The 13124-nt window shown below is 67.6% G+C and carries 13 protein-coding genes and 1 riboswitch; of the genes, 7 read left to right on the top strand and 6 right to left on the bottom strand.

Translation table 11 applies throughout. From position 1 onward, the window contains the following. Nucleotides 1-45: 45 nt before the first annotated feature. The 7 genes from pepN to PBN85_RS00460 all read left to right on the top strand — a co-directional run bounded on the left by pepN (nucleotide 46) and on the right by PBN85_RS00460 (nucleotide 6247). On the top strand, nucleotides 46-2649 hold the full coding sequence (pepN, locus tag PBN85_RS00430) for an aminopeptidase N (protein WP_271299792.1): 2604 nt from the start codon (nucleotides 46-48) through the stop codon (nucleotides 2647-2649). A gap of 226 nt (nucleotides 2650-2875) precedes the next feature. Continuing rightward, nucleotides 2876-4306: a S41 family peptidase gene (locus PBN85_RS00435; RefSeq protein WP_271300807.1), complete on the top strand. Its 1431-nt coding sequence runs from the start codon at nucleotides 2876-2878 to the stop codon at nucleotides 4304-4306. Between the two features lie 49 nt (nucleotides 4307-4355). Then, nucleotides 4356-4673, top strand: a complete 318-nt coding sequence (locus PBN85_RS00440) for an alkylphosphonate utilization protein (protein WP_271299793.1) — start codon at nucleotides 4356-4358, stop codon at nucleotides 4671-4673. Nucleotide 4674: 1 nt separating this feature from the next. Next, a complete protein-coding gene (ung, locus tag PBN85_RS00445; RefSeq protein WP_037536013.1) occupies nucleotides 4675-5367 on the top strand; it encodes a uracil-DNA glycosylase in 693 nt (230 codons plus the stop codon). Nucleotides 5368-5398: 31 nt separating this feature from the next. Beyond that, the gene (locus PBN85_RS00450; RefSeq protein ID WP_037536012.1) at nucleotides 5399-5644 is read left to right on the top strand and encodes a type II toxin-antitoxin system Phd/YefM family antitoxin; all 246 of its coding nucleotides are present in this window, start codon (nucleotides 5399-5401) and stop codon (nucleotides 5642-5644) included. Continuing rightward, nucleotides 5641-5907, top strand: a complete 267-nt coding sequence (locus PBN85_RS00455) for a Txe/YoeB family addiction module toxin (protein ID WP_271299794.1) — start codon at nucleotides 5641-5643, stop codon at nucleotides 5905-5907. The genes PBN85_RS00450 and PBN85_RS00455 overlap by 4 nt, the downstream gene beginning before the upstream one ends. Before the next feature lie 58 nt (nucleotides 5908-5965). Continuing rightward, entirely contained in the window at nucleotides 5966-6247 is a 282-nt protein-coding gene (locus tag PBN85_RS00460; protein WP_271299795.1) for a DUF427 domain-containing protein, read from the top strand. Between the two features lie 4 nt (nucleotides 6248-6251). On the opposite strand, the gene PBN85_RS00465 is transcribed toward PBN85_RS00460, so the two are convergent. From PBN85_RS00465 to PBN85_RS00490, 6 genes are all read right to left on the bottom strand, one after another. Beyond that, nucleotides 6252-6587, bottom strand: coding sequence for a hypothetical protein (locus tag PBN85_RS00465; RefSeq protein ID WP_271299796.1), 336 nt, complete (start codon nucleotides 6585-6587; stop codon nucleotides 6252-6254). 108 nt (nucleotides 6588-6695) lie between these two features. After that, nucleotides 6696-7448 carry a hypothetical protein gene (locus tag PBN85_RS00470; protein WP_271299797.1) on the bottom strand — a complete coding sequence of 251 codons (753 nt, stop codon included), beginning with the start codon at nucleotides 7446-7448 and terminating at the stop codon, nucleotides 6696-6698. Nucleotides 7449-7682: 234 nt separating this feature from the next. Beyond that, nucleotides 7683-9539: a phosphomethylpyrimidine synthase ThiC gene (gene thiC / locus PBN85_RS00475; RefSeq protein WP_271299798.1), complete on the bottom strand. Its 1857-nt coding sequence runs from the start codon at nucleotides 9537-9539 to the stop codon at nucleotides 7683-7685. A gap of 38 nt (nucleotides 9540-9577) precedes the next feature. Continuing rightward, nucleotides 9578-9687, bottom strand: a riboswitch (TPP riboswitch). Nucleotides 9688-9716: 29 nt separating this feature from the next. Continuing rightward, nucleotides 9717-10721: a ferritin-like domain-containing protein gene (locus PBN85_RS00480; RefSeq protein ID WP_271299799.1), complete on the bottom strand. Its 1005-nt coding sequence runs from the start codon at nucleotides 10719-10721 to the stop codon at nucleotides 9717-9719. Between the two features lie 37 nt (nucleotides 10722-10758). Further along, nucleotides 10759-11835 (bottom strand): ferritin-like domain-containing protein, encoded by a 1077-nt coding sequence (locus tag PBN85_RS00485; protein ID WP_037536000.1) that lies wholly within the window; start codon nucleotides 11833-11835, stop codon nucleotides 10759-10761. A 225-nt stretch (nucleotides 11836-12060) separates the two neighbouring features. After that, nucleotides 12061-13110 (bottom strand): ferritin-like domain-containing protein, encoded by a 1050-nt coding sequence (locus tag PBN85_RS00490; RefSeq protein ID WP_037535998.1) that lies wholly within the window; start codon nucleotides 13108-13110, stop codon nucleotides 12061-12063. Nucleotides 13111-13124: the final 14 nt, after the last annotated feature.

Raw genomic sequence — 13124 nt, forward strand, 5'->3', positions numbered from 1 at the left:
CCCGCAGGGACTGGCAGAGCCGCCGGGCGGTCCTATAAAGGCCGGATGCTCGACATCTCGCATGCCATCGCCCAGCCCGATCACGCCCCCGGCGCGATCAGCCGCCATGCCTATCGTCCGCCTGCCTGGCTGGTGCCGGAAACGCGGCTGGTGTTCGATCTGGATGCCGCCGCGACTCGCGTCACCGCGACGCTGCACGTCACGCGGCAGCATGGCGAGGAACCGCTGCGGCTCGACGGCGCGGGCCAGACGCCGCTGGCGGTGCGGATCGACGGCGTCGCGACCGACGCCTGGCGGATCGAGGGCGAACAGCTCGTCATCCCGCTCACCGGGACCGCACATACGGTCGAGACCGAGGTGGAGATCGCGCCCGAGCGCAACACGCAGCTGATGGGCCTCTATGCCAGCGGCGGTATCCTGTGCACGCAATGCGAGGCGGAGGGCTTCCGCCGCATCACCTATTTCCCGGATCGCCCCGACGTGCTCAGCCGCTACAGCGTGCGGCTGGTCGCCGATCCCGCGCGCTATCCGGTGCTGCTCGCCAACGGCGATCCGGTCGACGCGGGCGAGCTGGCGGACGGCCGCCATTGGGCGGAGTGGAACGATCCCTTCCCCAAACCCTCCTATCTGTTCGCGATCGTCGCGGGTGACCTTGCGGTCAACCGCGGCAGCTTCACCACCATGTCGGGCCGCGAGGTGCAGCTCGGCATCTGGGTGCGCGCGGGCGACGTCGCCAAGACCGACCATGCGCTCCACGCGCTCACACTGTCGATGGCGTGGGACGAGCGCGTCTACGGCCGCGAATATGACCTCGACGTGTTCAACATCGTCGCGGTCGACGACTTCAACTTCGGCGCGATGGAGAACAAGGGGCTGAACATCTTCAACAGCCGCTACATCCTTGCCGACCCCGATACCGCGACCGATTACGATTACGACGCGATCGCCGCGGTCGTCGCGCACGAATATTTCCACAATTGGTCGGGCAACCGGATCACCTGCCGCGACTGGTTCCAGCTCAGCCTCAAGGAAGGCTTCACCGTCTATCGCGATCAGGGCTTCTCCGCCGATCAGGGCTCGGCGGCGGTCAAGCGAATCGAAGACGTCCGCGGCCTGCGCGCCGCCCAGTTCCCGGAGGATGCGGGGCCGCTCGCGCATCCGGTCCGCCCGGAAAGCTATATCGAGATCAGCAACTTCTACACGGCGACCATCTACAACAAGGGCGCCGAGCTGATCCGGATGATGGCGACGATCCTCGGCCCGCAGGCCTTCCGCGCCGGCACCGACCTTTATTTCAGCCGCTTCGACGGCACCGCGGCGACCTGCGAGGATTTCGTCGCCTGTATGGAAGAGGCGAGCGGTCGCGATCTCGGCCAGTTCCGCCTCTGGTACAGCCAGGCGGGCACGCCGCGCGTCGCCGCCAGCCTGTCGCATCAGGCGGGCGAGGGCCGCGCGACGCTGCGCCTCGCCCAGCACGTCCCCGCGACGCCGGGCCAGCCCGACAAACAGGCGATGGTGCTGCCGCTGCGCATCAAGCTGTTCGGCGCGGAAACCGGCCAGCCGCTCGGCGACGAACGGCTGGTGCTGCTCGACCAGCCGGCCAGCACGATCGTGTTCGACGGCATCACCGAACGCCCGGTATTGTCGGTCAACCGCGGCTTTTCCGCGCCGGTGATCATCGAAAGCGACCGTTCGGCCGCCGACCTCGCTTTCCTCAGCGCGCAGGACGACGATCCGTTCGCGCGCTACGAGGCGATGCAGCAGCTGATGCTCGACACGCTGGTCGCCGCGACCGTCGAGGGGCGGGCCGATCACGATGCGGTGGTCACCGCGGTCGCCAATACGCTCGACGACCGCGCGCTCGACCCCGCCTTCGTCGCCGAGGCGGTGCTGCTGCCCTCGGAGAGCTTCATCGGCGACCAGCTCGCGATGGTCGATCCCGAGGCGATCTTCCGCGCGCGCGAAGGTCTGCGCCGGGCGCTCGGCCTGCGCCTCGCCGCTCGCTGGCGCGACGCCTATGACGGTGTTCCGGACGGCGCCTATGTCTACAGCCCCGCCGCCAAGGGCCACCGCCGGCTGCGCACCGTCGCGCTCGGCTATATCGCGGCGAGCGGTGCCGACGATGCCGCGACGATCGCCTTCCGCCAGTTCGAGCGCGCCGACAATATGACCGACCGTCAGGGTGCGCTCGGCACGCTCGCCAACGGCTATTCGGACGAGCGCGAGGCGGCGCTCGACATCTTCTACCATCGCTATGCCGGCAATGCGCTGGTCATCGACAAATGGTTCCAGACGCAGGCGCTGTCGTCGCGCGACGATACCGGGCGGCTGGTCGCCGAACTGGCGCGGCATCCCGACTTCACGCTCGCCAACCCCAATCGCGCGCGGTCGCTGGTCGGCGCGTTCGGCGCCAACCAGCGCGCCTTCAACGCCGCCGACGGCAGCGGCTATCGCTTCCTCGCCGACCAGTTGATCGCGCTCGACCGGCTCAACCCGCAGACGGCGGCGAAGCTGTTGCCGCCGCTGGCGCGCTGGCGCCGCTTCGACGCCGGCCGCGCCGCGCTGATGCGTGCCGAGCTCGAACGGATCGTCGCCGCGCCCGGCCTGTCCAAGGATGTGTTTGAACAGGCGACGAAGAGCCTCGGCTGAGGCGCGCGCCGGGGCGGCACGTCCCTACGTCCCGATAGAAATTTGAGCCCGCACCAACAGGTGGCCGCCGAGTCGTCGCAAAATGAAGTCAAAGTAATAAGTCGCTGAGTTTGATCCGTTATTGGTCGCAATCGCGATTGCCGCCGGCGAAAACCAAGCTTAGGCTCGTGAAGACATAAGGGGGATTCGACCGGTGGTGATACGGCGGACGGTGACGGGCGTGGCGATGGCAGCGATGCTGGCGAGCTGCGGCGGCGGGGGTGGCGGCGGCTCGACCGGGTCGATCGGCAGCGTCACGCCGACCCCGACGGCGACCGCCACGCCGACGCCGACCGCCTCGACCGGCTGTTCGCTGCGCGACCGGCAGGACTGGGTCGCGGCGCAATTGCGCGAATGGTATCTGTTCTACGACACGCTGCCCGCGAGCCTCGACCCGACGCCCTATACGACCGTCGACAGCTATCTCGACGCGCTCACCGCGACGGCGCGGTCGCAGAGCAAGGATCGCTATTTCACCTATCTCACCTCGATCAAGGAAGAGGACGCTTATTATAATTCCGGCTCGACCGCCGGCTTCGGCTGGCGGTTCGGGCTGACCAGCGATCTCCACCTCTACGTCACCGAAGCCTTCGAAGGCTCGCCGGGCCTCGCCGCCGGGGTCGACCGCGGCGCCGAGATCGTCGCGATCGGCACCAGCGCGAGCAACCTGCAGACCGTATCGGCGCTCTACCAGGTCGACAACAACGGCACCGCGCTCAACACCGCGCTGGGGTCGGACACCGCGGGGACGACGCGCTACTTCCAGGTGCGCGACGCGAGCGGGACGCGCACCGTCTCGGTCACCAAGGCCGATTTCACGCTGAGCCCGGTGTCGAGCCGCTACGGCGCGCAGATCATCACCGATGCCGGCCAGCGCTACGGCTACGTCAATCTGCGCACCTTCATCTCGACCGCCGATGCGCAGCTGCGCGCCGCGTTCGACCAGTTCCGCACCGCGGGCGTCACCAACATCATCGTCGATCTGCGCTACAATGGCGGCGGCCTGCTCACGACCGCGCAGCTGCTCACCAACCTGCTCGGCGCCAATCGCGCGACCACCGACGTGCAGAGCTACACCACCTTCCGCCCGGAGAAATCGGCGGAAAACCAGACCGCCTATTTCGCTCCGCAACCGCAATCGGTGGCGGCGACCAAGATCGCCTTCATCGGCAGCCACAATACCGCCTCGGCGAGCGAATATGTCATCAACGCCTATATTCCCTATCTGCACGCCAACGCCGGGCTGATCGGCACCAACACCTATGGCAAGCCGGTCGGCCAGATCGCGCTCGACCGCTCGGCCTGCGACGACCGGCTGCGCGTCATCGCCTTCGCCTTGCAGAATTCGGCGCGGCAGGGCGCGTACTATACCGGGCTCGCCGGCACGGTGGAGGCGAGTTGCAGCGCCGGCGACGACATCGGTTACGCGATGGGCGACCCGCGCGAGGCGTCGACGCGCGCCGCGCTCGACTTCCTCGAGGGCAAGAGCTGTACGCGGATCGGCAGCTCGGCGAGCGCCGACGCACGCGCGCTGTCGGTGGCGACCGCACGCGAGGCGCTGCAACCGGTCGGTCCGCGCATCTCCACCGCGCAGCGCGAGGTGCCGGGGCTGTTCTAACCCGGTCGTCAGCCTGTATGGGCGTCGCCTCAACCTTGGGGGCTATGCGATGCAGGACGACGATGACAGCTTCGTCTATGACGAGGCGACGGGCGAATGGATCAGCGCGGCGGATGCCGCCGCGGCGACGGCGGGGACCAGCCCTGGGGACGTGGTCGAGGTGCGCGACTCGGTCGGCAACCTGCTCGCCGATGGCGATCAGGTGACGCTGATCAAGGACCTCACCGTCAAGGGGGCCGGACAGACGCTCAAGCGCGGCACGCTCATCAAGAGCATCCGGCTGACCGGCGACGCGCAGGAGATCGACTGCAAATTCGACGGGATCAAGGGCCTGGTGCTGCGCGCCGAATTCGTCCGCAAGCGCTGAGGTGACGCCGGCGATCGATCCGAGCTGGCAGGCGGCGCTCGCCGGGGCGCTCGCCACGCCGGCGATGGCGGCGCTCGACGCCTTCCTCGCGGCGCAGGCGGCATCGGGCGAGATCATCTTCCCGCCCGCCGACGAGCGGTTTCGCGCCCTCGCGCTGACCCCGCTCGACCGGGTGCGTGTCGTCATCCTCGGTCAGGACCCCTATCATGGGCCGGGCCAGGCGCACGGCCTCGCCTTCTCGGTGCGGCCCGGGGTCAAGCCGCCGCCGAGCCTCGTCAACATCTACAAGGAGTTGCAGGCCGATTGCGGCATCGCTCCGGCGCGACACGGCTTCCTCGACCATTGGGCGCGGCAGGGCGTGCTGCTGCTCAATACGGTGATGAGCGTCGCCAGCGGCCGCGCCGCGTCGCACCGCAATCGCGGCTGGGAGGCGTTCACCGACGCGGTGATCCGCGCAGTCGCGGCGCAGCCCGGCCCGATCGTCTTCCTGCTGTGGGGCGCGCATGCGCAGGCGAAGGCGGCGTTCGTGCCCGACGATGGCACGCATCTGGTGCTCACCGCGCCGCACCCTTCGCCGCTGTCCGCCTACAAGGGTTGGTTCGGCAGCCGCCCGTTCAGCCGGACGAATGCCTTTCTGGTCGCGCATGGTGCTGCGCCGATCGACTGGGCGCTGCCGGAGATGGTCGAATCTTGACATTGGACAGGTTGTTGTCCAATGAGACGCTATGCATACCGTCAGCTATTCCGATGCGCGCGAGAACCTCAAGGCGATGATCGACAAGGTCGTCGCCGATCGGGCGCCGTTGGCGATCACCCGTCAGCGGGGTGAAGGCGCAGTGCTGGTTTCGGCAAGTGAATGGGCCTCGATCGAGGAGACACTGTACCTCCTGCGCTCGCCCAAGAATGCGGAGCGCTTGCTGGAGGCGGTGCGGGGCTTCGAGAGCGGCGAAGACGGTGTGCCGTTTTCGTGAACGTCAGTTTCTGGCCGACGGCGTGGGATGACTATCGCCATTGGCAGCAGCAGGATGCGAAGGCAGTCGATAAGATCAACGCGCTGATCGAAGAATGTCGTCGCCATCCGTTTTCCGGTATCGGCCGGCCCGAGCCGCTTGGCGGTAATCTGACCGGCTGGTGGTCACGCCGGATCAACCACGAACATCGGCTCGTCTATCGCGTCGCGGGTCACGGCGAGGAGCAGGTGCTGCAAGTCGCGCAATGCCGCTATCATTACTGATGCTCCGTCGCATCCTTTGTCGGCCCCGTGCGATTGGCAGCACGAAGGAGAGCCGGACATGACCGAAGCCTATTGGAACGGCACGCGCATCGCGGCGAGCGACGATATCGTCACCGTCGAGGGCAACGCCTATTTCCCGCGCGATGCGGTCAACCCGGCGGTGCTGGTCGATAGCGCGACGACCAGCGTCTGCCCGTGGAAGGGCACGGCGCATTACCATAGCCTACGCGTCGGCGACGCCGAGAATCGCGACGCCGCCTGGTATTATCCTGAGCCCAAGGACGCGGCGCGCGAGATCAAGGACCGGATCGCCTTCTGGAAAGGCGTCGAAATCCGGTGACCGGTCACCAGATCGGCACCGTCACCCGTTCCTCGTCGGGATGGACGACATAGGTGATGCTGGCCGGCACGATGCTCGCGCCGCGATAGGTGGGGACGACCGTCAGGGTGCGCCGCCTGCCGCCGCCTACGGCCAGCAGCATCAGCCGTGCCGTCACCGCGGCGATCCGCCGTGCCGCCTCGGGCGGGACGAACAGTTCGTTGACGCGATCCGCCGAACCGCCGAGGTCCCGTGGAACGAGCCACGTCTGCACCAGCGCCCCGCGCATCGCCAACACCCGCGCCTTCGCCCGCGACGACACCGCGGCAAGATCGACCGCTGGTTCCGCGGCCTGAGCCATGACGATCGCTACTGCCATGCCTAACCCCCGGTTGCTGGTCCATCCGATCTGTGACGCCGCACCGCGGCGGTATTGCTGGCTTTCGGTGTCGCACCGGGCGGGCAGCGGTTATCTTGCGATCCGCCACATACCGTCGCGAAAGCGGTAGACGTTGGGCGAGACACACCGTGACTGCTGCTCGCAATCTTCGACGACCGCCGCCTTGAATCCGTCGAAGTCGACGCCATCCGGCTTGGTCGCGACGAAGACGTAATCGTCGGCAACGACGGTAACGAACAGATCAGGCCCGATTGCCGCGGATAGACGCGCCCAGCCGGGAAGGTCGATCAACAGCGCCGCGGCCAACGGCCAGTGCTCGAAAACGATCGGCGCGTTTCGGAGAGCGGCGACCGTCGGTAGCTTCGGAAGCGTCGCCCGAGTCTGGCGCAACGCCAACGTCCAGCCCTCGGCGGGATTCAGTCCCAAGTCCCGAAGCCTGGCAGGCGACATCAGCACCGTTGTCTTTGCTGTATCCGCCGCCACGATCGCAAACAGATCCTCACCGACCGGATGCATCACCGGCAAGCGCTCTCCGGCCATCGTCGACTTGACGTAATCGACATAGTCTTTGCCGCGGATCACGACCCGCAACTGGCTACGGTTGAATTGCGGTTTGGGAGGAAGAGCCAGCGTGTTCTCGACGAATTCTGTTTTCGTCGACGCACAGTCCGCCGGAGTCGAGTGCGAACAGACGTGCCGCAGATGGTCGAGCATCACCGTCATCGGCTCCCGCCCGGGCATCGTGACGCGCAACGTCAAGGCATCCCGCGGGTCGATCGTGACGGAGACACCCGGCTTTGCGTCGCGGAACCGCTGCGCCATGTCGCGGGCGAACCTGTCCTCCGCCGGCGCTGCCGAGCAGCACGCCAGCGAAAGGCACAGCAAGGACAGTGGCCCAATCCCTCGCACGTCCGTCATCCCGATCGATGCGGGAAGATTAAACCGTCACCTGCATCGATCAAGTCCGATCAACTATGTCCCTGATGCACAATAGATCTGTCTGCGGGACGCAAGCAGGCAGCAATCGTCTCGGCTCAGTTCGAACAATAAAAGTCTTTATTCCACCGGTACATAGACCTCGCCACCCTGCGCGCGGAACTGCTCGCTCATCGCCGTCATGCCGGCCTCCGCCTCCGCGGCGGCGACGAAGCTTGCCACCGGCGCGTTCTGCTTCGCCGCGAAGTCCCTCACCTCCTGCGTGATCTTCATCGAGCAGAATTTCGGCCCGCACATCGAACAGAAATGCGCGGTCTTCGCGCCCTCGGCCGGCAGCGTCTGGTCGTGGAACGATTCGGCGGTGTCGGGATCGAGCGACAGGTTGAACTGGTCGCGCCAGCGGAAGTCGAAGCGTGCGCGGCTCAAGGCGTCGTCGCGCAGCTGTGCGGCGGGATGCCCCTTGGCGAGATCGGCGGCATGGGCGGCGAGCTTGTAGGTGACGACGCCGGTCTTGACGTCGTCGCGATCGGGCAGGCCGAGATGTTCCTTGGGCGTGACGTAACAGAGCATCGCACAGCCGAACCAGCCGATCATCGCCGCGCCGATGCCGCTGGTGATATGGTCGTAGCCCGGTGCGATATCGGTGGTCAGCGGCCCGAGCGTGTAGAAGGGCGCCTCGCCGCACGCCTCCAGCTGCTTGTCCATGTTCTGCTTGATCTTGTGCATCGGCACATGGCCCGGCCCCTCGATCATCACCTGCACGTCCTGCGCCCAGGCGCGGTGGGTCAGTTCGCCGAGCGTATGGAGTTCGGCGAATTGCGCCTCGTCATTGGCATCGGCGATCGCCCCGGGGCGCAGGCCGTCGCCGAGCGAATAGGCGATGTCATAGGCCTTCATGATCTCGGTGATTTCGTCGAACCGCTCGTAGAGGAACGATTCCTTGTGATGCGCGAGGCACCATTTCGCCATGATGCTGCCACCGCGGCTGACGATGCCGGTGACGCGCTTGGCGGTCATCGGCACATAGGCGAGGCGCACGCCGGCATGGATGGTGAAATAGTCGACGCCCTGCTCGGCCTGTTCGATCAGCGTGTCGCGGAATACCTCCCAGGTCAGGTCCTCGGCGATGCCGCCGACCTTCTCGAGCGCCTGATAGATGGGCACGGTACCGATCGGCACGGGGCTGTTGCGGATTATCCATTCGCGCGTGTCGTGGATGTTGCGGCCGGTGGACAGGTCCATCACCGTGTCGGCGCCCCAGCGCGTCGCCCAGACCAGTTTGTCGACCTCCGCCGCGACGTCGCTCGCCACTGCCGAATTGCCGATGTTGGCGTTGATCTTGACCAGGAAGTTGCGGCCGATCGCCATCGGCTCGCTTTCCGGGTGGTTGATGTTGGACGGGATGATCGCGCGGCCGCGCGCGACCTCGTCGCGGACGAACTCGGGCGTGACGAAATCGGGGATCGCCGCGCCGAAGCTCTCGCCGTCGCGGACGTACTGCGCCAGCCGCTCGCGGCCGAGATTCTCGCGCGTCGCGACATATTCCATCTCGGGCGTGACGATGCCGCGCCGGGCATAATGCATCTGGCTGACATTGTGGCCCGCCTTGGCGCGCAGCGGACGGGTCAGGCCGGCGCGCGGGAATTGAGCGACGCCGCCCGACCGGTCGGGGCCGAGCTGGCCATTGTCCTCCGGGCGGATCGCGCGACCGTCATAGGCCTCGACGTCGCCACGCTCGGCGATCCATGCCGCCCGGCGCGGCGGCAGGCCGGCCATGATGTCGATCGTCGCGGTCGGATCGGTATAGGGACCGGAGGTGTCGTAGACGCGCAGCGGCGGCTCGCCCGAGGCGGGGTCGAGCGCGATCTCGCGCATCGCGACGGCGAGCGGACCGACGTGGATCTTGCGCGATCCCCGAATCGCGCCGGTGGTGACGCCGATCGCATTGGTGGCGGCGGGGGCGGGTCGGTCGGCCATCTGTCTCTCTCCATGCGCGGAAAGAGAATGCGGATTTCCCGATGAAACCGCTCCCTCCCTCCGCCGGTATCAACCGGATCAGGTTCAGCGGGTCGAGGGCTGCGGCCCTCCTCTCAAGCGCTGCGTCAGCGCTCCCCCGGGGAATATGTCGTCGTTATACGCGCTTGGCGGGCGCGATCAACCGCTCGCCGCCGAGGTGCGGATATTGCCGTTGAGCCCCGCCGGGAAGAAGCCACCCGAACCCACCGCGGTCTTGTTGAGATAGACGATGTTGAGCACCTGCCCGGTCGAGCGGCTGTAGGCGACGCCGTTGCTGTCGGTCGGCACGACATTGGCGGTGGTGGTGTCGCCGATCCCCTGATCGTCGTCGCTGCTGCCGTCGAGGCTGTCGCGCGCGTCGGAGATCTTCTGCGTGTTGGCGAGGATCGTCGAGGCGCCGGCCAGCGTCTCGGCCGGGTCGACGCCCTTGCGGTAGAGCACCGAGCGGATCAGTCCGGCGTGATAGCCCTCGGTGGCGAGGATACCCGCCGCGGCTTCGAGGAACACCTTGTTGACGATCAGCGGCGAGGCGCCCTTGTAGGCGGAGACGCCGACATCCTCGAACAGATAGGCGCCGAGCAGGAAGCTGATGTCGTCGGCATAGGGATTGAAGACGTCGCTGCTGCCGATCACCCCGGCGGCGCGCGCCGCGGCGGTGAACGCGCCGTTCGCATCACCCGAGATGTTGATTGCCGGCATCGCCACCGCCGAGCTGCTCAGGATCGAGCGCAGGAAGGTGACGTGCGCGACCTCGTCATTGGCGATCTCGCGCGCATATTGCGCCACGATCGGGTCCTGGAACGGCACCAGCGCGCCGCCGGTGACGCTGCCGAGCGTGCCGACGCCGCTGACGATGCCGCTGGTCAGCCCCTGGCCGAACGCCGCCCAGCTGTAGAAGCTCGCCTCGAGATATTCGAGGTTGAGCGCGAAGTTGAGCACGTCGGCATCGGCGGCGAGCGTCGGCGTCGTCGCGGTCGGCGTCGGTGTCGGCGTACCGCTGCCGCTATCGCCGCCGCAGGCCGCGAGCAGCGAGAGCGCGCCCGCCGAGGCGGCGGCGCCGCCGGCGTAACGCAGGAAGTTGCGCCGTTCGGCGCGGCGATCGGCGATCGCGTCGAGGATCGTGTCGGTCGGAAGGTCGGTCATCGGGGCTACCCCTGCAAGCGTTCGGATTCGGGCGGGATCAGGAGGCGACCGCCGCCTTGATGGTGCCGTTGAGGCCGGCGGGGAAGAAACCGCCCGCGCTCGCCGCCGCGGCGTTGAGATAGACGATGTTAAGCACCTGATTGGGGGTGCGGGTGTAGACGATGCTGTTGGCGTCGGTGGGGACGATGTTCGACACCGCATAGGTGGGCGTCGGCGTCGCGGTCGCGGTCGGCGTGGGAGTCGGCGTCGCGGTCGCCGTCGCGGTGGGGGTCGGCGTCGGCGTCGCCTGGCCCGGCGCGACGGTGGTGCCGGGGGTGATCCCCTGGTCGATGTCGGTCCCGCCGTCGAGGCTGTCGCGCGCGTCGGAGATCGCGCTGGCGCTGGCGATCAGCGCCGATCCGCTCGCCGATCCGCGCCGGAACAGCTCGCCGCGGATCGTCGCGGCATGATAGGCCTCGACCGCGAGAATACCCGCCGCCGCTTCGACATAGGTGGTGGTGAGGAGCGGCGCCGCGCCCTTGTAGGCGGTGACGCCGACGTCCTCGAACAGATAGGCGGCGAGCAGGAAGGCATCCTCGCTCGCATAGGGATTGAAGCTGTCGCCGCTGTTGATCAGCTTGGCGGCGAGCGCGGCGGCGGAGAAGGCGCTGGTCGGGCTCACCGACAGATCGAGCGCCGGTTGCGCGACGGCGGCGCTGCCGAGCGCGGTGCGCAGATAGGTGACGTGCGCGAGCTCGTCCGCGGCGATCTCGCGGGCGTAGCGGGCGAGCACCGAATCGGTGAAGGTCACCGCGCGCGCGCCGCTGAAATTGGCGGCGCCCTGCGTGCCGGCACCGGTCAGCAGGTTGGCGGCGATGCCGGCGCCGCCGGTCGCATAGGCATAGAATTGCGCCTCGAGATATTCGAGGTTGAGCGCGAAATTGAGGATGTCGGCATCGGCATAGGTGGTGGTCTGCGCCTCGGCCGATCCCGCCATGGTCAGCGCCGAAACGCCGGCGGTGACCGCCATCGCACCCATCGCGGTGCGGAAGAAGTCGCGGCGTTCGGTGCGGCGCTGGACGCGGGCGTCGAACGCGGCGGCGATCGCGCTGTCGGTATCGGTCTGGGCGGTCATTACTCGGGATCTCCCCACGCGCGGGCGGCGCAGCCGTCGCCCCTGGATGGCTTGCCGTTCCGCATCCCGCCGGAGGCGTCAAGCCCATCGCGGCGGAAAACGCCCATGATGCGACGGAAGCGGCACCCGCGGGAAACGAAAATCCTCCCCCGGTCGCAAGACCGAGGGAGGACCCGTGCGCCGGCCGGCCGGGAAGGGGCAGTCGACCGGCCGCGGACCGACCCGTCAGCCGAGGCCGACGGTGTAGTTGGGATCGGGATTGTTGGTGCCCGCCGGGAAGAAACCGCCGCGGGTGCGGTTGCTGCCACTGACGTTCAGATAGGCGATATTGTGCACCTGCTGGACGCTGCGGCTGTAGGCGATGGCGTTGGCATCGGTCGGGACGATGTTCGAGATCGCATTCGCCTGGCCGATATTGGTGCCGGCGATCCCCTGATCGTCGTCGCCGTTGGTGCCGGTGCTGGTGCCGTCGAGCAGATCGCGCGCGTCCGAGATCTTGGTGGTCGCGGTGATGATATCGGCGTTGGTGATGCCGCGCGTGTAGAGGATCGAGCGGACCAGCCCGGCGTGATAGGCCTCCGCCGCCAGGATCCCTGCCGCCGCGTCGAGATAGGTCGCCGAGATCACCGGCGACGCCCCCTTGTAGGCGGTGACGCCGATATCCTCGAAGATATAGGCGCCGAGCAGGAAGTTGGTCGGGCTGGCATAGGGATCGAACAGCCCGGTCGACCCGACCACCCCGGCGGCGCGCGCCGCCGCGGTGAACGCGCCGGTCGACGTGCCCGACAGGTCGATCGCCGGCTGCGCCACCGCGGCGACACCAAGAGCCGTGCGCAGGAAGGTGACGTGCGCGATCTCGTCCTGGGCGATCTCACGCGCATATTGGCCGATCAGCGGATCGCCGCTGAAATCGACCGCGCGCGGATAACCGGCGCCCGAGCCGGTCACCACCGCGCCGGGCGTCCCCGTGCCGGTCAGCAGCGAGGCCGACAGGCCGACGCCGAATGCGGCGTAACTGTAGAATTGCGCTTCGAGATATTCGAGGTTTAGCGCGAAGTTGAGCACCGCCGCATCGGTGCTGACCGAGGTCGCGGTCGGCGTCGGCGTGGGTGTCGGGGCCGGCGAGGGATTGTTGTCGTCGTTGCAGCCGGCGAGCAGCGCGAGGCCACCCGCTGCGGCGACGCTGGTGGCGGCGGTCTTCATGAAGGCGCGACGCGCGGCGCGACGGGCGACGGCAGCCTCGACGATGGCGAGGACGGAAGTTTCGTGTGTCATAGATCCACCCCTGC

The organism is Sphingomonas sp. CV7422 (assembly GCF_027945725.1).
Classification (GTDB): Bacteria; Pseudomonadota; Alphaproteobacteria; order Sphingomonadales; family Sphingomonadaceae; genus Sphingomonas; species Sphingomonas kyungheensis.